Origin of the sequence: Salinicola lusitanus, assembly GCF_003206045.1 — a bacterium.
Taxonomy (GTDB): domain Bacteria; phylum Pseudomonadota; class Gammaproteobacteria; order Pseudomonadales; family Halomonadaceae; genus Salinicola; species Salinicola lusitanus.
On the sequence record NZ_PZJM01000006.1, the window covers coordinates 198,825 to 225,063 of the forward strand.

Here is a 26,239-nt window from a genome sequence, read left to right on the forward strand (position 1 = left end):
CTGTTTCCTTGTCTCAGGGGCGGGAGTCGGGCGTCGCCGGCTTCGAGGCCTGCGGTTTCTGACGCTGCAGCCGTCGCCGCCAGCCTCTCAGCCCCAGCATGCGGGAGAACAGCGGCCACACCAGCATCAATACCCCGAGTCCCATGATCGTGCTGACTAGCGAGTTGGACCAGAAGATGGTCAACGAGCCGTCGGACATTACCATCGACTGACGGAAGGCTTCCTCGGCGCGATGACCGAGCACCATGGCCAGCACCAGCGGGGCGACCGGGTAGTCGAGCTTCTTGAACAGATAGCCGAGCAGGGCGAAGAACAGCAGCAGCCAGAAGTCGAAGGTGGAGTTGGCGACCTGGTAAACGCCGGTGAAGATGACCGCGACAATGACCGGGCCGATGATGGCGAACGGCACCCGCAGGATCGAGGCGTAGAGCGGCACCGTCGCCAGTACCAGGATGACCGCGACCACGTTGCCCAGATACATGCTGGCGATCAGGCCCCAGACGAAATCCGGACGGGTGATGAACAGCATCGGCCCGGGCGTCAGCCCCCAGATCATCAATCCGCCCATCATCACCGCCGCCGTCGCCGAACCCGGCACCCCGAGTGCCAGCATCGGCAGCAGCGCGGAGGTGCCGGCGGAATGGTCCGCCGCTTCCGGTGAGACGATACCGTTGGGCTCGCCCTTGCCGAAGCGCTCGGGGTGCCGGGAGAAGCGCTTGGCGATGCCGTGGCTCATGAACGAGGCAGCGGTCGGCCCGGCGGGCGTGATGCCCATCCAGATCCCGATCAGGATACTGCGGACCAGCGACGCCCAGTAACGCGGCAGCTCGGCCATGGTGCGCAGGATGTCCCGGACCCGAATGCGGCTCTTGATACCGTTGAAGCTCAGGCCCTCTTCGGTGGTGACCATGAGTTCGGCGATCCCGAACAGCCCCATGACCGCGACCAGGAAGCTGATGCCCTTGACCAGATCGGGAATGCCGAAGGTCAGGCGCAGGCCGCCGGAAACGCTATCCATCCCGACCGTGGCGAAGGCCAGTCCCAGCATCATCGAGACCAGTGTCTTCGAGGGCGCGCTGGAACTCATGCCGATGAAGCTGCAGAACGCCAGGAAGTAGACCGCGAAGTACTCCGGCGAGGAGAACTTCAGGCCGAACTGGGCCACCGAGCTGGCCAGCAGCGTGATCATGACCACGCCAGCGAGCGCACCGAGACCGGCGGACATGAAGGCCAGGGTCAGCGCACGGGTCGCTTCGCCATTGCGTGCCATCGGGTAGCCATCGAAGGTCGTGGCGACCGACGAGGGTTCTCCCGGGATATTGAACAGAATCGAGGTGGTGGAGCCGCCGAACAGCGCCCCCCAGTACATGCAGCTCAACAGAATGATGGCCGACACCGGATCCATGGTGAAAGTCAGCGGCAGCAGCAACGACACGCCGTTGGGGGCGCCCAGTCCCGGCAGCACGCCGACCAGCATGCCCAGCATCACGCCGATCACCATGATCAGCAGATGATTCCAGGTCAGGATGGTGGCAAAGCCATCCATCAGCAGCGATAGGTTGTTCATGGTGCGATCCCCTGAAACGGGCGCTTAGTAGATGCCGAACGCATGCTCCAGGGGGCCTTTCAGTAGCGGCACCTGGAATACGAGTTCGAACAGCAGGTAGAAGCAGACGCTGATGGCCACGCCGCTGACCAGCGATTTCCACCAGGCGTAATGGCCCTGGAGACGCATGGCGAACAGCACGTACAGCGTGGTCCCTACATAGAGCCCCAGCAGTAGCGAGATCACGGCGAAGCCGAGGATCGGTAGCACGAATCGGGCGAGGGACTTGAGCCGGGCGGCATCCAGGAATATCTCGTCCTTGTGGCGATGCCCGACGATCGTTCGCAGCAGATTGACGACGCTGCCGGCAACGACCAGCACGCCAATCCAGAACGGGAAGTAACCGGAGTCCGGGCCGCTCGGGGTCCACCCGGTACCGACCTGCCAGGCGCCGTAGCAGATCGCGAGACCGATCCCGCCGGTCAGTAGCGCCGTGGCGATCTCCATGCTGTAACGGGAAATGCCGTTGTGGGTCATGCTGATTCCCTCCGAGGCGTGGCGGGCGCCAGTGGCCGCCCGCCGGCATGGGCTCAGGAAGCGTTCCAGCCTTCCTGTTCGAACACCTTCTTGACGCTCTTGGCGTTGTCATCGATGTACTGCTGGAGTTCGTCGCCGGTCAGGAAGCGGCTGGTCTGCACGGTTCGGGTGGTGTAGTCCTTCCATTCAGGTGTCTCGCTGACCTTCTTGAGCAGCTCCTGGTAGTAGGTCACCGCCTCCTCGGGGGCGCCCGCCGGCAGCCAGACGGTCCGCGGCATGCGGTATTCGCTGATATCGATACCCTGGGACTGGCAGGTGGGGATATCGCCCCAGCCCTTGCCCTGGTAGACGGGCTCGCCCTTGGGAAGCTGTTCCGGGCTGAACACGCACAGCGGCTTGACCATGCCGGCCTGCCACTGACCGAGGTTCTCGTTGGGATTGTTGACGTTGGCGTCGACATGGCCGCCGGCCAGTTGCACCAGCGCCTGGCTGCCGCCGTTGAAGGGCACGTAGCGGAAATCGGCGCCGGTGGCTTCCTCGATCATGCTGACCAGCGTCTGGTCGGTGTCCTTGGATTGGCTGCCGGCGAACTGCATCTTGCCGGGGTTCTGCTTGGCGGCATCGATGAAATCCTTGGCGCTGGTGTAGTCGGCGTCACCGTTCACCCAGATCAGGAATTCGTCCATGGCCATGGCCGCCACCGGTTGCAGGTCGGCGGCGGCGTAGGGCATTTCCCCGACTTCGGGCAGCAGGTACTCGTTGTTGGTGCCGAACGTCAGCTTGTAGGGATCATCCGGGGAAGAGGCCGAATAGACGTAGCCCTCGGCGCCGCTGCCTCCGCCCTTGTTGGAGACGATGATCGATTTGTCCATCAGCTTGTGCTTGCCGATGATCGACTGCACGGTGCGCGCGAAGGTGTCGGTACCGCCGCCGGCACCGGAGGTCACCACGAACTCGACGGGGCGTTCCGGTTGCCAGGCGAGCGCGCTCCCGGAGACGGTGAGTGCGGCAAAGAACAGGGCCAGAGGCTTGAGCTGATGGGCGGAAAGGGGGTTGCGCTTGTACATGGCGTTTCTCCTGTCGGTTCTTGCGTTGTTGCTCTTGTCGGTGACGCTCGTGAGCTGTGTCGAATCGGACCTGCCACTACCTTTCAGCGCCACTGGCGGAAGCCGCGGCGATGAAATTTCAGACGCCCGCCTTGCGTGCCTGGTCAGCCATGCGCGCGGCGAGCAGCAACGCCTGTCGGGAGGCGCCCAGATCGGCGATGCCGCGACCGGCAATGTCATAGGCCGTTCCGTGAGCCGGCGTGCAGACCGGGAACGGGAGACCACCGAGCATCGTCACGCCGCTGTCGAATCCCATCATCTTCATCGCGATCTGCCCCTGGTCGTGGTACATGGTCAGTACCGCGTGGAAGCCCTCTTTCACCGCGCGGAGGAAGACGGTGTCGGCGGGGAAGGGGCCTTCGACCTCCAGCCCCTGTTCGCGGGCGCGCCGGATCGCCGGCTCGATGATGTCGATCTCCTCCATGCCGAAGCTGCCGCCGTCGCCGGCGTGAGGGTTGAGGCCGGCGACGGCGATGCGCGGACGGTCATGCCCGGCCTGCTGCAGGCAGCGATGGGTCAGCGTCAGCTCGTCGATGATCGACTCCGGGCTCAGGGCGGCGGCGACGTCTTTCAGCGGGATGTGGGAGGTGACCCGCGCATTCCAGACCGATTCGAGAATATTGAATTCACGAGCCTTGCCGTCGAAGCCGATGGCATCCGCCACGAAGCGAATCTCGTCGTCATAACCGGGGTTGGCATAGCGCATCGCCTTCTTGTTGAACGGCGTGAAGCAGACCGCGTCGACCCGACCGTCGTGGGCCAGCGCGAGCGCGTGACGGAAGTTGGCCGAAGCGAATTCACCGCCGGCCGGAGTCGCCTCGCCCGGATCGACATCTTCCGGCGCCAGGTTGGCAAGATCGAGAAATGCCGGTGTGCTCGCAAGATCGGCAAGCGGGCTCTGCTCGTCGATCGAGTCTAGCGTCGGCGAGAGACCGGCGGTGCGGGCACCTTCGTCGAATATTCGACGGTCGCCGATGATGACCAGGCGTGCGGCTCGCTTGACGGTCTCGTCTGCGGCCAGCCTGGCTGTCAGCTCTGGGCTGATGCCGGCGGGATCGCCCATGGCCAGGGCGATGATCGGCAACTCGGGCGCGGCTTTGCGCGATGATGAAGGCGTCATGGTATCTCCTGATTCTTCGAGGCGGAGTGCCTGCTTGAGAGGAGATTGCGCTCAAAACCAAAATGTATACATTATACGTTGGTATTGAGGTGAAGGTGTCGGCTAGCGCAGTATGATGTCAGCACGCTTTTCGGCTGAGCCGGGTCGCGCAGGGACGGCTCAGGGCTGAATCGAGACATTGCAGGCGCCTATTTCGACCAACGGTTCCCTACCCATGAAGAGATCAGCCATGTCCGACACGACATCGCCACGTTCCGCGATTGCCAGGCACTCGCTTCACGATGCGATCACCAGCCATCTCCGTGACATGATCATCGAGGGTGAGCTCGAGCCGGGGAAACGGATCTACGAAGGTCCACTTTGCGAACGGCTCGGCGTCTCGCGGACGCCTCTACGAGAGGCGCTTCGCTATCTGGCCAGTGAGGGATTGGTGGAACTGACGCCACAGCGTGGCGCCTCGGTTCGACGTTTCTCGGCAAAGGACATCCAGGACATGCTGGTATTGATCCGTACGCTCGAGGAGCTGGCAGGGCGCTTGGCCTGTACCGAAGCGAGCGACGAGGAGATTGCGGGGGTGCGCGCGCTGCACAACGAGATGCTGGATCACTATCGCGAAGGAAACCGGCTCGACTATTACAAGACGAACCAGCGCATTCACTCCGCCATCGTGGCGCTGAGTCACAATGACTCGCTGGTTCAGGTTCATGGTTCACTTCAATCGAAACTCAAGCGGGTTCGATTCATCGGGCACGAGGGCGAGGAGAAGTGGGCGGCAGCCGTTGCCGAGCATGAATCGATGATCGACTCACTCGAGCGACGGGATGCGCCTGCCTTGGTGACGGCATTGAGTGAGCATCTCGAGCACGCCTGGGAGCGGGTGCGTGACGTCGTCTAGCGGGTGCGCTGAAGCCACGGAATCATGTCAACAAGCGGGATAGATATACAAGAGCAGTTCTATTTTGTCGGCAATGTCTTACAAAAAAATCAGATCATTGGCTCTATTTCCCTCCCAGGGGAGAAGATAAAATCGAGATTCGTTGTAGATCCTTGGTTCCCCGACTTCGGTCGGGGATTTTTTTGACGCTGATTAATGATGTCCCCGATCCCTTTTCTTACGTTTCGCCACTACCTGTTCAGTCGGTTAGTGTGTTTTATCGTTACAAATCTCTACTAAACAACCCCTTAATAATTAACGCACGTTAATTTTAAAATCCTCTTTATTGGTGCAGTCTCAAGGTTATCCCTTGGAAGACTCGTACCTTCCACGGCGTGACGATTGAGCTTTTCACTGGTGGCCAAGGAAGATATCACGGTATTCACCAAGGACGGCTGCGCCAGGGAATCGGGGGCTACTCCCCCGGGCCGTCAGCTGGCCAGGCGCAAGCTGATCGAGAGTCCGGTCTTCCTCAGGAGGGCCGGGCTCTCTCTTGTCCGCCGTTGATGCACGACCGGGATGGACGGCAGCGAAATACAGGCTTGCAAAGGCCAAGTTCCCGGACTTACGATCTAGCCCGTGGCGGGTGTAGCTCAATGGTAGAGCAGAAGCTTCCCAAGCTTAAGACGAGGGTTCGATTCCCTTCACCCGCTCCATTTCAGTAATCAGACACGTCCGAAAATATCCCTCTATCGCCCTCCAGCCCGCACGGTGACTGGGCTAATCCGTTCGAATACGTCCAGATATCAACGCGGGTAGCCACGATCCTCTTGTATGGCCAGGTCTCAGCCATGCATGGAAGCTGGGGTGAAACGCGATCAGCTCGAGCGGCGCCCGCTGGCGGATACCGCACTCGCCAAGCTCGAACCGGAATCTCGAGAGTATCGCGAAAGTCTCGATCTCGATCGCCACTATTTCGTATCGCCGCCTCTGGCGGGGAGCGGTGGGGCTCGGTCCAGTGAGCCGGCCACCGGCCGATCACCTGGATGGGGCTCGGCGGCAACCCCTGCCCATCGGCTCGGCGGGCCCGTGCTCGGGCGCAAGAGGCGATCGATCGTGTGACGTTCGGACCCGGCGTCGTCTCGAGCTAGTCCTGCGCGGGCGGCAGCAAGCTCGCGCGGGCCTCGCCGGTGGCGAGAGAGCTCGAGTAGGGCGGCGCGCCCGGGTCGGCCTGGACGATACCGACAAAGGTGGTCATGACGCCGCTTCCGTTTCCGCCGCGTTCCAGGTGACCAGCGCCTCGGCGGCGCCGACACGATTGACCGAGACGTCTTCCAGTTCCTCGAATTCGTTGAGCATACGCTCCCAGGCGACGGGATCGTCCTCGTCGAAGCGGTAGACAGTGACAGCATACTGCTCACGATCGCGCGCCCGGGCGATCTGTCGCTGGATGCGGCGGGTCAACTGCTGATACGACGCGGCGGCTTTGAACTGTGCGGACATGACAGCGTGCTCCCTGAGATTGCTGGATATATGTACAGTATCAGGCAAGAGTCATCAAGTAGGCAAGTCGCTCGAATTGCTTACAGTCAGGCCCTCTTCAGGAAGATTCTCCAGCGGAAACCGCTAATCCCTGTGGCCAATGGGCTAGGGGACAGAGGATTGAAGGCCCATCGTGGCGATGGGCCGAAGGTAAGAGACTACATCTGTTCGTTTTGGGCGCCAGAGCCTTTGCGCGCTTTGCCGAGAGAGGGCTCCTGGCCCTCCGGCTCCGGCTGCTGACGTGTGGAGTACTCCGCTCGGCCGTCTAGCGACGGACCCGTGTTCCAGCGCCCCTCAGGCGCCTTCTTGTCGGTCAGGGTGTTGAGGTAGTAGTAGGAGTGCTCTGTCGCTTCGTGAGCCTCGGGGGTGGAGTTTGGAATCGGCAAATTCTTCTCGAGTCCGCCCAGCTCTTCGATCACCGCTAGCCACTGCTGTTGATGATAGGTGTCACGGGCGATGAGGAACGAGAGAAAGTCCTTCATGCCCTTGTCGTCGGTCCAATTGTAGAGCCGCGAGGCCAGGACGCGGCCACCGGATTCCGCAGCAACGTTGGCCATCATGTCCGCGGCGATGTTGCCGGTCGCATAGACATGGCTCATGTCGAACGGTACGCCGTTGGCATTGACCGGCATTGCCGACAGCCCGGACGACAGCAGGTGGCGCGGATTGGCGCCGCCGAGTATCGCGTTGATGATGGGGTCCTTGGCCGACTCCTCCTGATAGGAGACTGGGGCACCTTCCAGGTTGAGCGCGACGGCGTGGCCGAGCATCTCGATGTGCGAGAGTTCTTCCGTTGCCGTCGACATGAGCAAGTCGCGGATGCGGTCATCGCCGCGTGCTCCCATGGCCTGGAAGAAGTACTGCATCGCAACGCGGATCTCGCCCTCGACCCCGCCGATCGCTTGCTGCAAAAGCATCGCGAACTGGGGATCGGGCGCGTCGACCTTTACGGGGTACTGAAGCTTCGATGAATGCTGGAACATGATGTTCTCCGCAGATGTTGGACCGCGAAATCGCGATCACCCTGTGAGGCTAAATCAATGCGGAGGAGAGGCTCCCAACATACGTTAAGCTCGAGTGCCATTGGTGCTTTGTCTTCCACGAGGGAGGAGCTACTTCACGTCAACTCCTGTCCTGGGCCCGGCTCGGGCCCAGGACACGGCGAGTGAAGCAGGACGAGAAGGCCGAACCGCGTAGCTGAGAGACTTGCTGCCGTTCACAGCGAAAGGCACAACATCGGCTATTCTCAGGGAGTTATCTTGGCCCAATCCTCTGATGTGAACTTGCTTATGACCCGCTCAATTTCGCCGAACGATTTGCTGATCCGAAGGCTGCAAAGTATTCATCCCGTGTCGAATGAAGAGATCCGAGCGCTTAGAGATTTGCCCTTGGAGATAGCCTCGCTGGAACCGGGTCACGACATCGTGCGCATGGGAGAGCGGCCCACGCAGTGCTGCGTGGTAATCGAGGGCTTTACCTGCATCTACAAACTGACGTCCGACGGCGGGCGTCAGATCATGGCAATCCATGTCCCGGGGGATATCCCCGATATTCAAAGCCTGCACCTTGGGGTGATGGATTTTGGCCTCGCTCCGATCAGTTCCTGCACCGTGGGCTATATCCCCCACGAGAAGATACAGCAAGTGTGCGATACCTACCCTCGGTTGGGGGTCGCCCTGTGGCGCGAGACGTTGATCGACGCGGCCATATACAGAGACTGGATGCTCAACATTGGTCAGCGTGAAGCCTTTGGAAGGGTAGCGCATCTGGTCTGTGAACTGATGATGCGTCTCAAAGCCGTGGGCCTTACGGAAGGGAGCTCCTTCAAGTTCCCAGTCACTCAAGCGAATCTGGCCGATGCCTTTGGCATCAGCTCAGTCCACATGAGTCGAGTCTACGGGATGCTCGCCAAACAGGGACTTCTCCTGGTGACTCGAACTCATATCACCGTGCTCGACTGGGACGAGCTCCAGGAGGCGGGTGACTTCGATCCCACCTACCTTCATCTCGAAAGGAACGCACCAGCGTAAAGGAGAGTGCGATGCGCGGCGGGGAGCACCTCGACGATGTCGATCCTTTTTTCCCGAGGCCCGAGGGAAAGGCTGCGACGGTGATGCGATGGGTGGCTGGACGAAAAAAGCCGCTCATGGTGAGCGGCCGAAGGGAACAGTACGAAAGCGAGTGTCGGTTCAAGCTGCGGAGGCTACCGCCCGCGTCCACGCCTGATCGCGGGACAGCTCGATAAGCAGTTCCAGCGACTGACTCAGGGTGTGCATGCGGTGGTTGCGTGAGGCGAAGGCGAATTGGTGATCACAGGTGCCAAGGAACTCGCCACACTCCAGGCATTTGATCTCGTCCCAGTCTCTGGCGGTATCGTTTGAGGCTGCTTCGTGATGCCCGCAGCGTGGGCAGGAAATCTCGTGTTTCATGATGGCCATCCTTGGCTTTCTGCTGGCCGGTCTTCCTGACCGGTCGATGTCTGGGAGATGCTCCTGAACTGGGCCCCGAGGCCCGACCTTCCGTCGGCGATCCGTGCCGACGAAAGCATCATGGCATGACGGGAAAAACTGTACAAGATTTGATGTTGTGTACAGGAAATGGATTTCAGACATGTCGGACTACAAGCAGCGCGAGTGGGTCAAATGGAAGTGGGGCGACAACTGGGCGGAAGGTCAGGTGACCCGGAAGTACCAGGAGAAGGTCACCAGGAAACTGCAGGGCAGCGAGGTGACGAGGAAAGGGACCAAGCAAATGCCGGCGTATCTGATCAAGCAGGAGGACGGTACTAGGGTGTTGAAACTGCATTCCGAAATCGAGAAAGCCTAGCCAAGGATGGGTGCCATGAAATTCTCGAAATTTGTACAACTTGCGCGTGACGGGCAGATCTCGGAGCTCCACATCGAGTCCGTAACCTCACAGTCCTTCCATTTCCGCGCCGTCGCTGAAGGATACGCCGTTGCCCTTCGCGATGAACAGGGAAGGCAGATCAGCGACCGGTCCCTGGGGCACGCGAAGCAGAGGCTTCGCAACGTCAGAGGACTCGAGAAACTGCCGCTCTACCTTGTCCAGCAACGGTCCGGTTCGATCATGGTCGGCAACACGGCCTACAGCACCTCGCACAAGACCCCGCTTACGCTGGATGCATCGCCCTTGAGCGTTGCCATCGGAGTTGTCGGAGAGACGGTTGGGACTGCTGACGCCCAGGCGACCCTGTAATGAAGACAAGCTACCCTGACCAGTTGTAAACGTGGGAGTGAAGCGCCCCAGCCTGGGCGCTTTTTTCGTGCCTGCGATCAGCGCTCGGCGTTGTCCCGTACATACCGGGAGATCTGACCCAGCAGCGCACGGAAACGCTGGAGAGCTACTCGCGGTGCGAGGAGGGCGATGTGAGTTGCCCAGGCAGTAGAAATCTTCCTCGTGGCCGGTTCCGCGTCGGTCCCTGAAGCTATTCACGATGTATGGGAAGGGTGATCTTGAGGTTCTTCACCTCATCCCCTTCTTTCCAGATATTGCAGGGGAAGTCGAAGTGATATTCGGCCTCGGCCCTGAGCATATCGATTCGGCGCACGAGGGCGTCCCGGTAGAAGAACGTGCTAGCTGGTATGGTACGGCACATAACTTTGTCAGAGTGTGTGATGCGGATAGGGAATGATTCATTCTGAGTGTCTTGCCATTCTACGACGAATGGCTCGAGCCCCGTTTCGACGAGGCGTTGAGCTTGCCTCTGATTTAATCGCATCGTCGTGTCTCCTCCTTGAGGGCAACTTAGACTTTTAATGTAAGCTAAACGCTACTGGCTGATAAAGGGCGCTCGAGCCTTGCCGCTATTGCTATGACATAACAAGCGGCACTAGGTTTAAGTTGAAACTGACTAACAATGGAGCATTCCTATTTCTCAAGATATTTGTGCTCGCTCTGAATACGACGGCAAGGGCGCTAACCAATGTCCGAAGGGATAGCGAAGCGGTGCTGACAGCAAGCCTGCACGACCGGCCATGTTGACGGGACCGGAGGCTGAGGGCGTGAGGTCGCGGGTGAGAGAAGACACGGTCACCATCGCCGGAGCTTGACGGATAGGCACCCTTATGGGGCATTCGTGCAGTGATGGATTATCTGTATGGCTGAGTGTAAGGACGGCGAAAAAAATGCCTTGGGAGTTCGAAAAACCGCCGCTGTTCGATTCCCTTCACCCGCTCCAGCCGATCCCGGCTGTCGTTGGCGCCTCTTCCTCCCTACTGGGGCCTAGCCTCCTCGATGCCTCAATCCACCAGACGCCGCTTCAGCATTGCCTTCATGACCTGCGCTGGTGTCTCTCGGGGATATGGCGAATCGTCTCGCGAAAGGCGGTCTTCTGCTCTACCGGCCGGGACCGTCGCCTGGGGTGACGTCGAGGAGAAATCGCTCTCCTTGAAGTGTCGCTCCGTCGGCTCGATCTGAGGCGGAAGTGTACTGGGTGAATGAATATTGTGCTGCCATTCATAACGCGCGTCTTTGAGTCGCTGGCGGTGATGATGGCGATTCAGCCACCTGGCTTCTTCGATGGCGGCGGGGCGATTGAAATAGACGTTCATGCATGCCCCCTCCTGCTGGAAATCGGCGACGACGAAATGTTCCATCAGGGTATTGGGGTTGACGGTTCTAACGAAATAGCGATTTGACATGTGCTCGCTCCCTTAACCAGTGCTCGATCATGTTTTATATCAAGGAGTACGCACTTGGCTTTAACTTGGATGCAGATTGGATATTAGCTTTTTTGTCATCGTAATGTGAAGCGAAAGTAACAGCGTCAAAGGCTGGGCGAATCTTGCAGACGCTTTAACGCGCCTTCGTTATTTCGACTGAGTAGGAAATCCTTGGCTCGAGGCCCTATTTTGGCGAAATCGATAGCGCCCGCGGCAAGTCTTGATCGGCAGTTGCGAGGTGCAACCGCCGGTATCGGGGATTCCACGGCGTAACGGAGCATTTGTCACGTGAAATCCACCACGAAATAGCGCCGTGTGCTGTCTTCCGCCTGCCCCTAGCGAGAGTCGGGGCCTGTATCGGGCGCCGTTCCCTTCTTGCGGCGCTGATACTTATCGTAGGCCTGCTTGGCCGTGCGTTTGGCTTTCTCACGGTTTTCCGGTTTTCTCAACCAGTTGGCGATGGCGGCGCCGATCATCTTCTTCATGACATCATCCCGATCGATGGTGGTGCTACATCTCTCGTCAAGGGTTCGCGGGTATTCCTTCGTGACGGCCGTACTAGTCGACGCTACCGATGGGGGCCGTATCGTTGCCGTTGAGGCGCTCGGCTTCCATTTCGGCTTCCTCCGGAAAGGCGTGGCGGGAGATGATCCAGCAAGGCTCCGCACCATCGTCGTAGCGTTGATCGACCACGAGCCACTCTGGTGCCTGGTGTGTTTCATTGATCGTCGAATGACGGACGACGAACGAGTTCAAGGTCGAATGCTCCTCTCGGATTGACGGCTTTCACCGGGCGTCGCGGCACGACCGACCGGTCGTGCTTCGGCCGCAGGTACGATCCGAGTCGGTCTTGCAACTCGGCGTAACTTCACGTTGTCTCGGTGCATGAAAAAAAGAGGGGCCGAGGCCCCTCGGCTATCGCCAGTGGACTATCACTGACTTTCGATGGCATCGCCAGCCGCGTCGCTGTGCCCCTCGGCGTTGATGTCGTCGAGGTCGTCGGATTGCTTGATATCCGTCTTTTCGTCCGTCTCAGCATCGACTGCGTCAAGGGACTGATTGGCAGCGTCGCTGTGACCGCTAGCCTGGTCCGAGGCCTTATCGCCATCCGTCGTGACGCCGCTGCCCGAAGCCATGGGCTGATTGTTCGCCTGTTCGGCTTCTTCCATGGCATCACTTTGTGCAAAGGTGCTGCCAGCGACGCCCATCAGCAACATGGCGGCCACCGCTGAGGTAATCAGATGCTTTCTCATGACAAATTCCTTTTGTGTATGCGATGTTTGTTGCGATATGCAACTCGAAGCACTTTCACTGTAGCCCATAAATGGCATTCGGCTAGAAAATTGACGGCACGAACGTTCATGGAGACCTTGAAGTGACGGCCGGTCGCTGCCATCTAACAAGTATTGCGGAGCGAAGCGCATCCGCGAGTGCAGTTTGACGATCCTGCGATGCAGGAGGGAGACTTTGGATGAATGCTCGAGACTATCTCGCCAAGCAGGGCATCGCGCTGGACAAGGAGCAGGACAAGCCCCAGTCGCTCGAGGAAAAAGCCTGGGCACGGGCGCGCGAGGCCGCCGAACATGGTCCGAGAAGTGGCACGCCGCATGATTGGGAAGACTGGGAAAGGCATCACGAGGAACTTGCCTCGGAGTCTTCCACCATTCAGACCAAGGTAAACAAGGCGCGCTTCACCGACGATGGTCACTGACCAACGACAGCGTTCGCGGTCAAAGGGCGCTATGCTGTGGCGGGGTGAAGCATTATCAGTCGGCGGGATGTCGCCATCCCGTTGTTCAGGTCGGCCGGTTCGACGGTCGCCTGAAACTCCACAATGGATTGTTTGACGCCAATAACGATGTCGTTCTGAGCAAAGGAGGCTACATGGACATCATTCGCATCATCTTCGCCATTCTCTTGCCGCCGGTAGGGGTGTTCCTGCAGGTTGGCCTGGGACTGCAATTCTGGATCAATATCGTGCTGACGCTGCTGGGTTACATCCCGGGCATCATTCATGCCATCTGGATCATTGCGACGCGCTGATACGGTTTCAGCGGTTCCCTTCTTCGGCTTCCCTCGGGAAGCCGTCGTCGTTTCAGCGGACTCGATAACGATAGAGAATACGCTCGTCCTTGCGGGGGCCGACGATTCGCCACTCCAGATCGATACCGTCCGATACCAGTGTGAGCGTGGCGCTATAGGCGTCGGCGGCGCACTGATGGACCTCGGCGCTGACCAGGGTGTCCTCGTCGCTGGCGATGAGATCGAAAAGCCAAACGGCAGCGGCGGTGCCACGGCGTTCGTGGGACAGCGAGATCCGCTCGGAATGAAGATCCCAGCGATAGACGTTGCGCATCGGTATGCTGCGATCCTGGCCATCAGGCGTGAAGGTCCCGGACTCGAAAAATCGCACGGTGTCCTGTTGTCGAGCCACGTCGGCCGTGCCGCTACCCCAGCCGTTCCATCCTACTGCCGAAGCCGCCCCCGATTGCGCCACGAATTCGAAGCGCGACAGGCTGGGCAAAACCGCGCTTAGCCGTATAATGGTTGTCAACTTATCATTTTTCACAGGTTGACCTGCATGTCCTACCTCGTTGGCGTCACGGCGCTCTGGGCCTTCTCTTTCAGTCTGATCGGTGTCTACCTGTCAGGGCAAGTGGATAGCTACTTTGCGGTCATGGTGCGTATCCTTTTGGCGACGCTGATTTTTCTGCCTTTCCTGCGGCCTGCCGCGCTGCGCTGGCCCTCGCGTCTGGGTCTCATGGCCATCGGCAGTCTCCAGCTCGGGGTCATGTATCTCTTCTTCTACCACTCGTTTCTGTTGCTGACCGTGCCGGAAGTGCTGCTGTTCACCATCTTCACGCCGCTCTATATCACCCTGATCGACGACCTGCTGGCGCGGCGCTTCTCGCCGCGCTACCTCGCGGTGGCCGTGCTGGCGGTGATAGGCGCGGCGGTCATTCGATACGATGGAGTCACCGCCAACTACTGGCTCGGCTTTCTGGTCGTGCAGGGCGCGAATCTCTGCTTTGCACTGGGCCAGGTCGGGTATCGGCACCTGGCGCAGCGCTTGCCGACCGAACTGGCGCATCGCCATCTGTTTGGCTGGTTCTATCTGGGAGCTCTGTGCATCGCGTTGCCGGCTTTCTGGGTACTGGGAGACGCCGCCAAGCTGCCCACCACATCGCTCCAGTGGAGTGTGCTGGGTTGGCTGGGAATCGTCGCCTCCGGGCTGGGCTACTTCCTCTGGAACAAGGGGGCCTGCCGCGTCGATGCCGGCACCCTGGCCATCATGAACAATGCGCTGATCCCGGCTGGACTGATCGTCAACCTGTTGATCTGGAACCGGGACGCCGATCTCGTGCGGCTGGGAGTCGGCGCACTGATTCTGGCCGGTTCGCTATGGCTCAACGCACGCTGGGCAAGAGGGCCGGCGGGGGCAGCGGCAGTGCCGGCGGCCACTCGTCCCTGACCACGAAAACCCGGCACTGCTTGCCGTTCGGAAGGACCAGCAGCAGGTGTGCCGACTTGCCCTGGTCGCTGAAATGCCTTGCCAGTGCGCCCTCCAGCGCCGCCAGCGGCAGTGGCGCGGAGAGGGGCGGTGCGAGCCAGTGGGGCTTGATCAGCCAATGGCCAGCCGTGCCTTCGGGCAGTTGTCGCAGCAGCGCTGGCCAGACGCTTCGGTGACACCACAGGCCCTGCTCCGCGCTGTCATTGGCAAGGCGGGGTAGCGGCAGGCGTTGGTCCCAGGGGTGATAGAGACACCCGGGCATGATGATCCGCTGTTGCAGTGATCCGGCGGCGTCCAGCGCCTTGCGCTGTCGTTCGGCGGCGGGGGACAGGCCCTGGGGTAGCTGGTGTGACTGGAGGCGATGACATTTGATGGCCAGCGAGTCGAAGCTCCCGACGCCGATCCAGCGTGCCCCATCGTGTCGATCCCCCGGGCCTTCCGGCAGACCGAGGAAGAACTTGATCGCCAACTCTGCGTGAAAGATATCGGCTTCGCGATCGTCGGATGGCGAGTCGATGCCCGGCGTTGGCGCGTAGAGAAGGTCGAGCTCGCCCAGGGTCTGCCCCTTCTCGCGCAGCGCGATGTTGTGCGCCAGTAGTCGAGTGCGGGGGGCCTGCTCAAGGATCCACTGCCAAAGCGTCTCGTGGTAGATGCCCAGTCGCTGCGAGCGTCGCTTCAGTCGCTGTCGTTGAAAGTCGGCATCCAGGGTCTCCTGCTGGGCCAGCCACGCCCGCCGGCGGTCGTGCCGGTCGAGCCCGAGTTCCGCCAGCGTCGGGCGGCCGAGGCAGCCAAGGGCGGCGATGTCCGGCGCGTGCAGCAACCACGCCATGTCGCGCACCCAGGGCCGGCCGAGTCCCGCCAGATCGTTCATCAGTGGAGATCCCGGCGTCTGAAAGATGTCGAGGCTGACGGTTGGCTGCGAGGGGGCGAACATCGTGACTCTCTCAGCGCGGTCTGGCGGCGGTGCCGATCACGGTGGTGCCGGCGGCGACGCTGTGGGTGACGATGGCCGCAGCGCCGATCCGGGCATCTTCCCCGATTTCGATATTGCCCAGGATGGTGGCACCGGCCCCCAGGAAGGCGCCACGGCGGACCTTGGGGTGACGGTCGCCGCTCACCTTGCCCGAACTGCCGAGGGTCACCCCGTGGAAGATGGTGACATCGTCCTCGACGACGGCGGTTTCACCGATGACGATCCCGGCGCCATGATCGACGAACAGCCCGGCGCCAAGGGTCGCGGCGGGGTGAATGTCGGCACTGAACTGGACTGCCGTGCGGTACTGGAGATGGCTAGCCAGGTCGGTCAGCCCGTCCAGCCACCACTGATGGGCAATGCGGTGACACTGCACGGCCCGGTAGCCGGGAAAGAACAGCAGCGGCGTGAAGGGTTCGGGAATGGCGGCATCCTCGCGGAGCAGCGCGACCAGATCCCGCTCGGCGGCTCTGGCGATCGCCGGATGTCGGTCGAGAAGTGCCTCGACACGCTTCCGCGCTGCCTCCTCCGGCAACTGCGGCGTGGTCAGGGTCTCGGCGATGACCCGGGCCAGGGCGCTCGCGAAGTCCGGCACCTCCAGCAGGGCATGGCGGTACAGCGCGGACAGCAGCGGGTCCCGGTTCATCGCGCTCTTCGCGGCTTCGAGTAGCGTCTGCCACAGGGCGTCGGTATCGATTGGATTCGAGAAGAAGATCGAGCGGTGTCCGGTATCGGCGGGCCCGGTCTGTTCGGTGTCGAAGCGTGGTTTCATCGGCGTGGATTCGGTCTGCGTCGGGAGGAGTGGGGCCGGATCATCCGGGCTGGCGATAGAAGTTGAACTCTTGGGTTCGAGCCGTCCTGATCAGTGTCGACATCCAGCCGGGAGAGATGCTGCGGTGATGGAAGAACAGGGCGCCATGGGTGATATCGGGGAGCGTCCCGTTGAGCGCGCGACGCGCCACTTCCCTGGCTTCGGCGTACTGTTCGGGCTCGTTGGCTTCGTCGGGACGGCCATCGCACCACCAGGAGAACTGGCAGTGTCCATGCTCCGATCCTTGCTGAACGATGTCACACAGGCTCGAGGGAAACTCGGGGTTGCCCAGCCGGTTCATGATCACGTTGGCGACCGCCTGCATCTCGCGCTGATCGGTGCCCTTGGCCTCCCAGTAGATCGATCGCGCCAGACAGGTGATCGCATCATCGAGTGGCGCCAAACCCTGCGGATCGACAGCCTCGGTTCCTTCGGGTGTCAGTCGCACTGCCTCGGGGGCGGGTTCGATCCTGTCCGTCTCGACCACGCGCCGCTCGAGCTGCACGGCCTTCTGCTTCGCGATCTCGGCCCTGGTCGGCGGTGGCGAGGCCGACGAAGGGCCGCTCGACAGCAGGCCGGCCAGGACGAGGCCGATCGCCAGGCGTCGATAGCCCCGCTCAGCCAGCGCTTTCATCGCTGCCGATCGTCTGAATGACGTCGAAGCCCTCGAACTTGGGTGGGCCGAGATAGAGGCCTTCACGCCGACTCTGGCCGGCGTTGGCATGGGCCGCACGGAATGCCTCGGAGTGGGTCCAGGCGTCGAAATCGTCGCGAGAGCGCCAGACGGTGTGGGAGGCGTAGAGCACGTGGTCCTCCTCCGCCGGGCCGCGCAGCATCTGGAATTCGACGAATCCGGGCAGCCCCTGGAGATGGGTCTCGCGCTCCAGCCATAGCGTCTCGAACTCCTCGGTGCGCGCGGGGTTGACGCGAAAGCGATTCATGGCGATGAACATGTGGTGACTCCTGCTGGGAAGAGCGGCGCCGGCGAGGAGATCGATGAAAGCCGTCGCCGCGAGTTTTCAGGCATGACTGGGCAACATTGCCAGCATCCGGTGGCCGAAGTCGAGTCGAAAGCGCCGTTGCCCCGGCGAGAGCGTTGACGTCGTCGCGAGTTGATGGGCTAATCGTGGCCACGGTTCCCGCTCTCCGGTCGACACTCATGGACATTCCCCATCAGCGCCTGGTCTATTTTCGCGTCACGGTCGAATCCGGATCGCTGCGCAAGGCGGCGGCGCGGCTGGACATCGCACCCTCGGCGGTCAGTCGCCAGATATCGTTGCTGGAGGCGGCTTTCGAAGCGCCGCTGCTCGAACGCACGCCGAGAGGGATTCGCCCCACGCCGGTGGGCGAGATGGCGCTCGACTACTGCCGTCGACGCGGGGACCTGGACGACGAGTTCATCACCCGGCTGGAGGCCTACCAGCGGCTGGAGACCGGCACCATCTCCCTGGTCGTGGGCGAGGGTTTCATCAATGACTTGATCGACGCCCCGCTCAGAGCCTTTGCCGAACGCTACCGGGGCGTGCGCCTGGACATCGAACAGGCGGGTACGGACGAGATCATCGAGTCGGTGGTGGAGGATCGGGCGCATATCGGGCTGATGTTCCACGAACGGGTGCATCCGCAGATTCGCTTCTGGGCCTCCAGCGGCCAGCCGCTGTTGGCGATCTGCCCCGCCGACCACCCGCTTGCCGGGGACCCTGATCCGATCTCGCTGCAACGACTCAGCGGCATCCCGATGGCGCTCTGGAAACCGGGGCACGGCGTGCGCCGGCTGGTGGATCAGGCGTTCGCCGAGGCGGGCCTGCATCCGCAGGTCGCGGTGGAGACCAACTCGATGGCGGTGCTGCGCCGGGCGGTGGTCGCCGGCATGGGGATCACGCTGCTGCCGCGGTTTGCCGTGGCCCACGAGATAGTCGAGGGCAGCGTGGTGGCGTTACCGGTGGCGTCAGCGCTTTTCCAGAACTCCCAGGCCCACATGATCACCCGGGTCGGCCGGCGCCAGCCGCAGGCGAGCCTCAAGTTGCTGCGCCACCTGGCGGCCTGGATGCAGGCCTTCCGTGCCCCGTCGTGAGCAACGACGTCACGGGGCCCTCGTCCGGTCGGTATCGGCGGGATACCCGCTAACGCTGCTCGAATCGAAGCAGGGTCCCCATGACACCCGGCGCAATGTCGGCCTGGGTTTCGCTGTGACGATGGTAGTCGACCCCGTGCTCCTCCCAGCAGGCGATCGCCGCTGCCAGGCTCCGACAGGTGAGGGTCAGGGCCACGGCGCGTGGGGGTTCCGCCTCGACCTCGCCGAGGGTGGGAAAGGTCGCCGCCAGCGTCCGGGCATCGAGCAGGTGGCAGTCCCCCTTGTGGGTGTGGATCGTCCATGCCGCGTCGCTGCCCCGGACCGAGCCGGCACCGTGAATGCGACGGAAGTGCTCGATGTCGTAATCCGGCTCATCGCTGACGTACCAGACATCGGCGATCGATGTCGCGGTATTGGCATGCGCCTCCTGCGTCGGGTCGACGCGAAACAGCTCCGGGCGTAGCTGCTGGCAGAGGAACTGGGTCAGGAAGGGGCGTTCGGGGTCGTGGAGGATATCCAGTGCCACGCTCACCTCCTCATCGCGGCCGCCGGGCAGGTGGGCCATGCGGCGGAAGATGATCGGGCAAGCGTCGTTGAAGCCACGTGCCGCGACCAGGGCGTGGTCGCGCTGGATGCTGTCGCTGTCCAGCGCCACCATGGCGATGCCGTCGCCTACCGTGATCAGTCGCGCTTCGACCAGGCGGCCGAACTGGAAGCCATTGGCATCCTGGTAGTCCAGGCATTCCGGACGACCGATGCCGATCAGTTCGATGAAGTTGTTGCTGAAGAACAGCAGGTGATTGTCCGTGCCCCACGGATGTTGATGCCGTGAATTGACGGTGAAACCGAGATCCCTGGCTGACTGGGCGGCATGATCGAGATTACTGACCGCCAGTAAAGGGTGATCGATGCCGAAGCTCATGAGCCTTCCATCCCGTCGCGTCGTTGTCTGCAGTATCGCCCAATATCGCAAGGCGCGGGAGACAGGGTACGCGATCGGCTTCGCGTTTTCTCATCTCAACGCCGCCATGGCGCGGTCGATGTCCGCCGAGGTGTTGTGCCAGTGAGGCGAGATCCGCAATAGCGTGCCGGTTGCCGGCAGCCGAACGTTCAGCGGCTCGGCGGCCGTACTGCAGGCCTTGGCGACGATTCCGGCGGCATCGAGCCGCTGAACCACCTGGAGCGGCTCGCTATCCGGCAGGTGGATCGTGGCGATGCCGGTCTCGGGATGGGGCAACAGCGGCCGAAATCCCTGCTCCCGGGCGATGTCGTAGACCTGTCCGGCGAGTGCTGCCAGATGGTCGCGCAGCGGCTGCAGCGCGATCTGCTGCAACTCGTTCAGGGCGGCCGTCAAACCCACCTGATTCAGGATCGAGAGGTCGGAAGCATCGAAACGTCGGGCCTGGGGCAGATCGACGAACCGCTGGCTTGCCGGATCCAGCCTCAGCCCCGCCAGCTCCGGCGTCGGGTTGAGGCGCATCATGGCCATTGCCGGCTGGCTGACGTAGAGCAGTGCCATGCCACGGGGTCCACGAAGCCACTTTCGCGTCGTGGCAACCAGTACGTCACAGCCGAGTCGGCGGACGTCGATCTCCGTCTGTCCCAGCCCCTGTGCGGCATCGACGATCAGCGGACAGTGCGACGGCCGGGGCAGGGCGCCCAGGGCTTCCACCGCGTAGCGCCGACCCTCGATGCTAGTTACCAGCGGCGTCAATATCGCCGCGACGTCGTCGTCGATCTGCCTGGCGATGGCAGCCATGTCCAACCGGCCATCCGCATCCGTCGCCAGCAGTTCGATGGCGCGCGGCGGCTCCCCGCCGAGCCGTCTGAGCATGACGATGTTGGAAGCCCACTCGCCAGGTGCGACCAGCAGCCGTCTTCCGGCGAGGTCCAGGTTGCCGATGATCTGGGCCATGAGCTGCGAGGTGCTGGCACCGAAGGCGAGCTGGGTCTCCGGTGCACCGATCCACTGGCTCAGCTTGGTTCTGGTCGCCTGGCCATCCCAGAGCGCGCTCTCGAGGCGCTGACGCGGATAGGCCGCCATCTCCGCCTCCAGCCAATCCCGCAGGCGAGCCGCGACCGCCGGGCTCTGCAGGCCGACGGAGGCGTTGTTGAGATAACAGAGATCGGCGGGGTGCACGGGCGATTCCTCGTCGGTTCCAGGCTGATGCCTGCGATGATACCCGAACTCGCGCCTGGGCGAGCGACGTCGCTGCCCGCCCTCGACGGCGCCTCAGGCAGCGCCGCTGCCGTAACCCATGGCGACGCTGGCTTCGGCGCCGGTCTCGACCCAGACGCTCTGCGGGACGGTGTATTCACGCAGGCCGTCGAGACCGCTGGACCGGCCAAAGCCGCTGTCACGGAAGCCGCCGAAGGGCGACATCACGTTGATCGCCTTGTAGCTGTTGATCCAGATCGTGCCGGCACGCAGCTGGCCGGCGACGCGATGCGCGCGGGCCGGGTCCTGCGTCCAGACGGCCCCGGCGAGACCGAAGCGGGTCGCATTGGCGAGCCGAACGGCGTCGGCTTCGTCGTCGAACGGCATGGCGACGACCACCGGACCGAACACCTCCTCGCGGGCAATCTCCATGGAGGCGTCGACATCGGCGATCACCGTCGGTGCCAGGTAGTAACCGTCGGCGCCGGGGGGCAGCCCCTCCGGGCGCTGCCCGCCAGTGACGACACGCGCACCGGCGGCCCTGGCACGCTCGATCATGGCGGTGACGCGGCCGTACTGGCGGGCGTTCTGCAGCGGCCCCATGCGGGTGTCCTCATCGGCAGGGAGGCCCACGGCAATCTGGCTGGCGGCCCGACCGACGCGCTCGACCACGGCATCGAAGATGTCGCGCTGGATCAGCAGGCGCGAACCGGCCACGCAGCTCTGCCCGGCGGCAGCGAAGATCGCTGCCTGAGCGCCGGCCACGGCATCGTCGAGCCTGGCATCGTCGAACACGATGTTGGCGGATTTGCCGCCGAGCTCGAGCACGCTGGGGACCAGGCGGCGGGCGCCGGCCTCGGCGATCAGGCGGCCGCTGTCGGGGGAGCCGACGAACACCAGTTTGCTGATGCCGTCGTGGCCTGTCAGCGCGGCGCCGGTGGTCGGGCCGAGGCCGTTGACGATATTGATCAGCCCCCTGGGCAGGCCGCCGCATTCGAGCAGGCGGGCGATCACCACCGATGAGAACGGCGTCAGCTCCGAAGGCTTGAGAACGACGCCGTTGCCCGCGGCGATGGCCGGCGCCAGCTGCCAGGCGCAGGTGAACATCGGTGCGTTCCAGGGGGTGATCTGGCCGACCACGCCGAAGGGGACGTGGCGAACGTAGTTGAGATGGGAGGTAGGCACCGGAATGACCTCGCCGTGCTGCTTGTCGCACCAGCCGGCGTAGTACTCGAACATCTCCCTGACCTTGCCGACCTCGCCCCGGCAGTCCCGAATCGGCTTGCCGGCGACCACGCTCTCGAGCTGAGCGAGGTCCTCCTCGTGGCCCTCCAGCCGACGGACGGCGGCGTTCATGCGCCGGCCGCGTTCACTGGCGGTCAACGCCATCCATTCGAGCTGGGCGCGCGCCGCGGCCTCGACGGCCCGATCGAGCAGCTCGGCGCCGGCATCGCGATAGCTGCCCAGGTCGCCTCCGGTCGCCGGGTTCGTCAGCGCGATGCTGTCGCCCTGACCCGCGACCAGATTGCCGTCGATCCAGTTGGAGCAGGGTGTGTCTCCGGGCTCCAGCGACAAGCCGAACTGGGCGAGAAGACGGTGCAAGGCTTGCTGGGCCTGGGTGTCGAGCGCATTCATGCGGAGGTCTCCTCGTCGTTGGCGGAGCGCCGGGTGAAATCGACCCCGGCCTGGGCCAGGATCGGCGAGACGATATGATTGAAATCGTCGCCGTCCGTCGGGCGTTCGGCGTTGGCATGCCAGCCGGCGACGACCTGATGGAGAAGTGCCAGATCGAGCCCGAGATCGTCGGCGGCGTCCCGGGCGAGACGCAGGTCCTTGCGCATCAGGCCGCTGGTGAAGCCGGAGTCGAAACGGCCGGAAAGGACCCACTCGGGAAAATTGACTTCGCTGACGGCGCTGCGCCCCGAGCCGCTGTTGAGGCCGGACAGGCAGGCCGCCGGATCGACGCCGGCCTTGGCCGCGAGGGCCACGGCTTCGGCGGTCGCGATCAGGTTGGTGGCGCAGAGGTAGTTGTTGGCCAGCTTGACCACGTGGCCGCTGCCCGGGCCGCCCACATGGGTTCGCTTGGCGGACATCGCTTCCAGCATCGGCATGACACGCTCCAGCGTCGCCATGTCGCCACCGAGCAGCATGCCGAGCTTGCCGTTTGCCGCGCCCTTGGGGCCGCCGCTGACCGGGGCGTCCAGCCACTCGAGGCCGGCCGCGATGACCTTGGCGGCGAGTTCGCGGCTCACCACCGGGTCGCTGGTGGAGGTGTCGACGATCACGCTGCCCATGGGTGCGCGGTCGAGCAGTCCAGGTGAGGTTTCGATGACTTCCCGGACGTGATCGGAGGTGGGCAGTGACAGCAGGTAGACATCGCTGGCGGCTATCGCCTCCGGGCCGACGGTAGCGAGGCCCTGCGCCGCCAGACGCTCGCGGGCGGCCTCGAAACGGTCGCTGCCGCTGACATCGAAGCCGGCGCGCTTGAGCGTCAGCGCCATATTGCCACCCATCTGGCCAAGGCCGATGACGGTGATTTTCATCAGGTTCTCCAGGCTTGCTTGCGGATGAATCGTTTTGCTAGGGCCGTCGTCAGTCGTTCAACAGTTTCTTCACCAACGCCTGCCAGTAGGCGACGCCGAGCGGTGAAATGGCGTCGTTGAAGTCATAGGCCGGGTTGTGTAACGCGGCGCTGTCGCCGTTACCCAGCCAGATATAGGCGCCGGGGCAGCGGTCGAGCATGAAGGCGAAATCCTCCGACCCCATGCTGGGCGCCAGGTCGCGGTGGACCTTGTCGATGCCGGGCAGCGCCTCGAGCACCCCGGCACATCGGGTGGCATGCCGGGGCGTATTGATCGTGGCCGGATAGCGCGCCTGGTAGTCGAAATCGGCCTTGAGGCCGTGGAACTGGGCGGTGGCCGTGACGGCGTCGCGGAAGCGCTGTTCCAGCCGGGCCTTGAGCGCCGCATCGAAGCAGCGCACGGTGCCGCGCAGTTCCACCGTCACCGGAATGACGTTGTAGGCGTCGCCGGCGTGGAACTGGGTAATGCTCAGCACGGCGGATTGATGCGGTGGGGTCTCGCGGCTGATCAGCCCCTGCAACTGATTGGCCAGCTGGCAGGCGGCGAGCACCACGTCCGTTCCCAGATGGGGCATGGCCGCGTGGCAGCCGCGCCCGGTCAGCTTGAGCGTGAAGACATCGAACGCCGCCATCACCGGGCCATCGTGGACGGCGGCCTCGCCGACGGCGAGTCCCGGCCAGTTGTGCAGGCCGTAGACCGCCTCCATCGGGAAGCGCTCGAACAGCCCCTCTTCGACCATCACCCGGCCGCCGCCTTCGCTCTCTTCCGCGGGCTGGAAGATACAGTGGACCTGGCCGGCGAAGTCCGGATCCTTCGCCAGCGCGCAGGCCGCGCCCAGCAGCATGGTGGTGTGGCCGTCGTGGCCGCAGGCGTGCATGCGCCCCGGTATCGTCGAGCGATGATCGACGTCGTTGAGTTCGTCGATGGGCAGGGCGTCGATATCGGCCCGCAGCCCGATACGCCGGCCTTCTCCCCGGTTGCCGCTGATGGTGACGACGACGCCGGTGCCTCCGCCAAGCCCGGTGACCGGGTCGAGGCCATGCTCGCGCAGAATGGCGACGATGCGCTCGCTGGTGCGGGTCTCCTCGAAGGCGATCTCCGGATGGCGATGGAAGTCGTGGCGCCACGCGGTCAGCGTCTTCGGGTCGGGATAGGGTGCGATCTGGTTCATGATCTGCTCCAGCAATGGCTCATGATCGATTCGAACGATCGGGTGACGCGCCCGGCTACGGGGGCGAGCGCGTCGCCGATGAAAGCGAGGTGCCTACAGCAGTACCTGGGCCACCACGGCCGAGCCGACGTAGGTACCGGTGAACACCAGCAGCGAGATGATGATCAGCTTCCAGCCGGTCTGGCGAAACATGCTGAACTCGCGCCGGCTGAGGGCCAGGCCGGCGTAGGCCAGGACCGGGGTGACGATGGCGAGGAAGTTGACCGCGGCAAGCTGCTCGACGATCCAACCGCTGCCCGGGAAAAACGGCAGCGTCATGACGATGCTGACCAACGACACCCAGGCCACGGCGGGGAGATAGAACGGCGCCGCCCGAGTGATGACCAGGCCGATCAGGGTCATGACGTAGAGGATGGTCATGCCCGGCAGGGCAGCGATCAGCGAGGCACCGTTGATGGTGTTGGCGATCCAGCCGACGATACAGGCCATGGCCAGTACGGCGGCGGTCTTGGCGAGATCCGCCTCGGGGCGCTCTTCGCGGGTGAGCTCCTTCGCCTCGTCGTCGGTCGTGGCGCCGGTCGTGCTGGCGGCGTGGCGGCGACCGCCCAGGCGACGATAGAGCCACTCGGCGACGGGCAGGGCAATGAAGAGCGAGACATAGAGCCCGGTGGCGTAGGTCAACAGGTTGCTGGCACCGGCAAAGGCGAGCAGGTCGTCGGCGAGATCGGGGACGGCACCGGCCAGCGCGCCGGAACATGCCGCGACCATGCTGCCGCTGCCGACGCCGCAGGCCATCGCCAGCGCACGCGGGTCGAACCAGTCCAGCGAGGCGAGATAGCCGGCCATCAGCGCGAACCATAGCGTGCCGAACATGGTGCCGACGACGTAGACCCCCATCACGCCGACGCCCTCCGGGCCCTTGAGGCCGTACTTGTCGGAGATGATTGCGATGTTGGGTTCGCGCGCGATCGAATAGGTCGCGCCGATCGCTTCCCGTCCCATCTTGAGCACCAGCACCGCCACCGGCAGTGCCACCAGCATGGTGCCGAGATTGCCCAGCTCCTGCAGGATCAGGGCGGGGCCCGCGCTGATGAGCTGGTCGATGGCGGGGCCGATGGTCGAACCGAAGCGCGCGATGAACGGCATGATCGAGATCAGGATCAGCGGGGTGGCCGCCTGGCTGACGCTCTCGGGCAGGAATCGCCGGGTTCCGGAGAACAGGTGCGGGTTGAGCAGCACCCCGAGCACGAAAGCGTAGAACAGCGGCAGTAGCAGTAGCGTTCCCGGCCCGAGCGGGATCTTGACGATACCGATCCACTCGCTGAGCAGCGACAGCAGGACGACCAGCAGATGCAGGCGCCAATTGAACAGTTGAGAAAGGGGCATCGATCGTTACCTCTTTGTTGTTGGTGGAGAGGTCATCCACCGAGTATCCAGAGAGAGTGTGATCGAATGAAAGGCGCGGGGTGTTCTGTTTTTTGGATGACAGGCAGGAGGCGGTGGGCCATAACGTAAACGGGGTAGGCCGAAGCCTACCCCGTGCGGGTGATCA

General features: G+C 63.0%; 30 protein-coding genes and 1 tRNA gene. 10 read left to right on the forward strand and 21 right to left on the reverse strand.

Translation table 11 applies throughout. The features are described from left to right. Positions 1-13: 13 nt before the first annotated feature. The 4 genes from DOM45_RS12035 to DOM45_RS12050 all read right to left on the reverse strand — a co-directional run bounded on the left by DOM45_RS12035 (position 14) and on the right by DOM45_RS12050 (position 4,309). Positions 14-1,567: a tripartite tricarboxylate transporter permease gene (locus tag DOM45_RS12035; RefSeq protein WP_110600830.1), complete on the reverse strand. Its 1,554-nt coding sequence runs from the start codon at positions 1,565-1,567 to the stop codon at positions 14-16. A gap of 24 nt (positions 1,568-1,591) precedes the next feature. Further along, positions 1,592-2,083 (reverse strand): tripartite tricarboxylate transporter TctB family protein, encoded by a 492-nt coding sequence (locus DOM45_RS12040; RefSeq protein WP_110600832.1) that lies wholly within the window; start codon positions 2,081-2,083, stop codon positions 1,592-1,594. A gap of 53 nt (positions 2,084-2,136) precedes the next feature. After that, a complete protein-coding gene (locus DOM45_RS12045; RefSeq protein ID WP_110600834.1) occupies positions 2,137-3,150 on the reverse strand; it encodes a Bug family tripartite tricarboxylate transporter substrate binding protein in 1,014 nt (337 codons plus the stop codon). A 118-nt stretch (positions 3,151-3,268) separates the two neighbouring features. Further along, positions 3,269-4,309, reverse strand: coding sequence for a 4-hydroxythreonine-4-phosphate dehydrogenase PdxA (locus DOM45_RS12050; protein ID WP_110600836.1), 1,041 nt, complete (start codon positions 4,307-4,309; stop codon positions 3,269-3,271). Between the two features lie 229 nt (positions 4,310-4,538). Between DOM45_RS12050 and DOM45_RS12055 the strand changes: the two genes are divergently transcribed. After that, entirely contained in the window at positions 4,539-5,204 is a 666-nt protein-coding gene (locus DOM45_RS12055) for a GntR family transcriptional regulator (protein WP_162302621.1), read from the forward strand. Between the two features lie 621 nt (positions 5,205-5,825). Next, positions 5,826-5,899: transfer RNA gene (locus tag DOM45_RS12060), tRNA-Gly, on the forward strand. Positions 5,900-6,437: 538 nt separating this feature from the next. Here DOM45_RS12060 and DOM45_RS12070 read toward each other — a convergent pair. Next, the gene (locus tag DOM45_RS12070; RefSeq protein ID WP_110600839.1) at positions 6,438-6,686 is read right to left on the reverse strand and encodes a DUF1654 domain-containing protein; all 249 of its coding nucleotides are present in this window, start codon (positions 6,684-6,686) and stop codon (positions 6,438-6,440) included. A 197-nt stretch (positions 6,687-6,883) separates the two neighbouring features. Next, positions 6,884-7,708, reverse strand: a complete 825-nt coding sequence (locus DOM45_RS12075; protein WP_110600841.1) for a manganese catalase family protein — start codon at positions 7,706-7,708, stop codon at positions 6,884-6,886. 276 nt (positions 7,709-7,984) lie between these two features. Here DOM45_RS12075 and DOM45_RS12080 point away from each other — a divergent pair, with 276 nt between their 5' ends. After that, a complete protein-coding gene (locus DOM45_RS12080; protein WP_342588723.1) occupies positions 7,985-8,755 on the forward strand; it encodes a Crp/Fnr family transcriptional regulator in 771 nt (256 codons plus the stop codon). Between the two features lie 159 nt (positions 8,756-8,914). Here the strand turns inward: DOM45_RS12080 and DOM45_RS12085 are convergent, their stop codons facing one another. Beyond that, complete coding sequence (locus tag DOM45_RS12085; RefSeq protein WP_110600843.1) at positions 8,915-9,154, reverse strand: hypothetical protein; 240 nt, start codon at positions 9,152-9,154, stop codon at positions 8,915-8,917. Positions 9,155-9,335: 181 nt separating this feature from the next. On the opposite strand from DOM45_RS12085, the gene DOM45_RS12090 reads away from it, so the two are divergent. From DOM45_RS12090 to DOM45_RS20055, 3 genes are all read left to right on the forward strand, one after another. Then, positions 9,336-9,551 (forward strand): hypervirulence associated TUDOR domain-containing protein, encoded by a 216-nt coding sequence (locus tag DOM45_RS12090; protein ID WP_110600845.1) that lies wholly within the window; start codon positions 9,336-9,338, stop codon positions 9,549-9,551. A 15-nt stretch (positions 9,552-9,566) separates the two neighbouring features. Beyond that, positions 9,567-9,941 carry a DUF6482 family protein gene (locus tag DOM45_RS12095; protein ID WP_110600847.1) on the forward strand — a complete coding sequence of 125 codons (375 nt, stop codon included), beginning with the start codon at positions 9,567-9,569 and terminating at the stop codon, positions 9,939-9,941. A gap of 1,241 nt (positions 9,942-11,182) precedes the next feature. Further along, the gene (locus DOM45_RS20055) at positions 11,183-11,383 is read left to right on the forward strand and encodes a hypothetical protein (protein ID WP_157958411.1); all 201 of its coding nucleotides are present in this window, start codon (positions 11,183-11,185) and stop codon (positions 11,381-11,383) included. 359 nt (positions 11,384-11,742) lie between these two features. Here the strand turns inward: DOM45_RS20055 and DOM45_RS20170 are convergent, their stop codons facing one another. The 3 genes from DOM45_RS20170 to DOM45_RS12115 form a co-directional block, all read right to left on the reverse strand. Further along, a complete protein-coding gene (locus tag DOM45_RS20170; protein ID WP_167404622.1) occupies positions 11,743-11,892 on the reverse strand; it encodes a hypothetical protein in 150 nt (49 codons plus the stop codon). A 73-nt stretch (positions 11,893-11,965) separates the two neighbouring features. Continuing rightward, positions 11,966-12,163 (reverse strand): hypothetical protein, encoded by a 198-nt coding sequence (locus DOM45_RS12110; RefSeq protein ID WP_110600852.1) that lies wholly within the window; start codon positions 12,161-12,163, stop codon positions 11,966-11,968. 176 nt (positions 12,164-12,339) lie between these two features. After that, positions 12,340-12,660 carry a hypothetical protein gene (locus DOM45_RS12115; RefSeq protein WP_110600854.1) on the reverse strand — a complete coding sequence of 107 codons (321 nt, stop codon included), beginning with the start codon at positions 12,658-12,660 and terminating at the stop codon, positions 12,340-12,342. Positions 12,661-12,878: 218 nt separating this feature from the next. Here DOM45_RS12115 and DOM45_RS12120 point away from each other — a divergent pair, with 218 nt between their 5' ends. Beyond that, positions 12,879-13,118 carry a hypothetical protein gene (locus DOM45_RS12120; protein ID WP_110600856.1) on the forward strand — a complete coding sequence of 80 codons (240 nt, stop codon included), beginning with the start codon at positions 12,879-12,881 and terminating at the stop codon, positions 13,116-13,118. A 173-nt stretch (positions 13,119-13,291) separates the two neighbouring features. After that, a complete protein-coding gene (locus DOM45_RS12125) occupies positions 13,292-13,450 on the forward strand; it encodes a YqaE/Pmp3 family membrane protein (protein ID WP_110600857.1) in 159 nt (52 codons plus the stop codon). A gap of 52 nt (positions 13,451-13,502) precedes the next feature. Here DOM45_RS12125 and DOM45_RS12130 read toward each other — a convergent pair whose 3' ends face one another. Next, positions 13,503-13,976 (reverse strand): DUF6314 family protein, encoded by a 474-nt coding sequence (locus tag DOM45_RS12130; RefSeq protein WP_342588724.1) that lies wholly within the window; start codon positions 13,974-13,976, stop codon positions 13,503-13,505. Between the two features lie 12 nt (positions 13,977-13,988). Between DOM45_RS12130 and DOM45_RS12135 the strand changes: the two genes are divergently transcribed. Continuing rightward, positions 13,989-14,879, forward strand: a complete 891-nt coding sequence (locus tag DOM45_RS12135; RefSeq protein ID WP_110600860.1) for a carboxylate/amino acid/amine transporter — start codon at positions 13,989-13,991, stop codon at positions 14,877-14,879. Here the strand turns inward: DOM45_RS12135 and DOM45_RS12140 are convergent. The 4 genes from DOM45_RS12140 to hmuQ are packed head-to-tail and all read right to left on the reverse strand — an operon-like array spanning position 14,815 to position 17,655. Further along, the gene (locus DOM45_RS12140) at positions 14,815-15,852 is read right to left on the reverse strand and encodes a DUF1853 family protein (protein ID WP_110600862.1); all 1,038 of its coding nucleotides are present in this window, start codon (positions 15,850-15,852) and stop codon (positions 14,815-14,817) included. The genes DOM45_RS12135 and DOM45_RS12140 overlap by 65 nt on opposite strands. A 10-nt stretch (positions 15,853-15,862) precedes the next feature. Next, positions 15,863-16,663 carry a serine O-acetyltransferase EpsC gene (gene epsC, locus DOM45_RS12145; protein ID WP_110600864.1) on the reverse strand — a complete coding sequence of 267 codons (801 nt, stop codon included), beginning with the start codon at positions 16,661-16,663 and terminating at the stop codon, positions 15,863-15,865. A gap of 40 nt (positions 16,664-16,703) precedes the next feature. Further along, the gene (locus DOM45_RS12150) at positions 16,704-17,336 is read right to left on the reverse strand and encodes a cell wall hydrolase (protein ID WP_110600866.1); all 633 of its coding nucleotides are present in this window, start codon (positions 17,334-17,336) and stop codon (positions 16,704-16,706) included. Further along, positions 17,320-17,655, reverse strand: a complete 336-nt coding sequence (hmuQ, locus tag DOM45_RS12155) for a heme-degrading protein HmuQ (protein ID WP_110600868.1) — start codon at positions 17,653-17,655, stop codon at positions 17,320-17,322. The genes DOM45_RS12150 and hmuQ overlap by 17 nt, the downstream gene beginning before the upstream one ends. Before the next feature lie 206 nt (positions 17,656-17,861). Here hmuQ and DOM45_RS12160 point away from each other — a divergent pair, with 206 nt between their 5' ends. Then, positions 17,862-18,776 (forward strand): LysR family transcriptional regulator, encoded by a 915-nt coding sequence (locus DOM45_RS12160; RefSeq protein WP_110600869.1) that lies wholly within the window; start codon positions 17,862-17,864, stop codon positions 18,774-18,776. Between the two features lie 49 nt (positions 18,777-18,825). On the opposite strand, the gene DOM45_RS12165 is transcribed toward DOM45_RS12160, so the two are convergent. From DOM45_RS12165 to DOM45_RS12190, 6 genes are all read right to left on the reverse strand, one after another. Next, a complete protein-coding gene (locus DOM45_RS12165) occupies positions 18,826-19,698 on the reverse strand; it encodes a VOC family protein (RefSeq protein ID WP_110600871.1) in 873 nt (290 codons plus the stop codon). Positions 19,699-19,788: 90 nt separating this feature from the next. Beyond that, positions 19,789-20,916, reverse strand: coding sequence for an aminotransferase class V-fold PLP-dependent enzyme (locus DOM45_RS12170; RefSeq protein ID WP_110600872.1), 1,128 nt, complete (start codon positions 20,914-20,916; stop codon positions 19,789-19,791). Positions 20,917-21,009: 93 nt separating this feature from the next. Further along, positions 21,010-22,569, reverse strand: a complete 1,560-nt coding sequence (locus DOM45_RS12175; protein WP_110600874.1) for an aldehyde dehydrogenase family protein — start codon at positions 22,567-22,569, stop codon at positions 21,010-21,012. Next, positions 22,566-23,477 (reverse strand): NAD(P)-dependent oxidoreductase, encoded by a 912-nt coding sequence (locus tag DOM45_RS12180; RefSeq protein ID WP_110600875.1) that lies wholly within the window; start codon positions 23,475-23,477, stop codon positions 22,566-22,568. The genes DOM45_RS12175 and DOM45_RS12180 overlap by 4 nt, the downstream gene beginning before the upstream one ends. 49 nt (positions 23,478-23,526) lie before the next feature. Beyond that, positions 23,527-24,687: a M20 aminoacylase family protein gene (locus DOM45_RS12185; protein WP_110600876.1), complete on the reverse strand. Its 1,161-nt coding sequence runs from the start codon at positions 24,685-24,687 to the stop codon at positions 23,527-23,529. A 93-nt stretch (positions 24,688-24,780) separates the two neighbouring features. Continuing rightward, positions 24,781-26,073, reverse strand: a complete 1,293-nt coding sequence (locus tag DOM45_RS12190; protein ID WP_110600878.1) for a DUF3100 domain-containing protein — start codon at positions 26,071-26,073, stop codon at positions 24,781-24,783. Between the last annotated feature and the right edge of the window lie 166 nt (positions 26,074-26,239).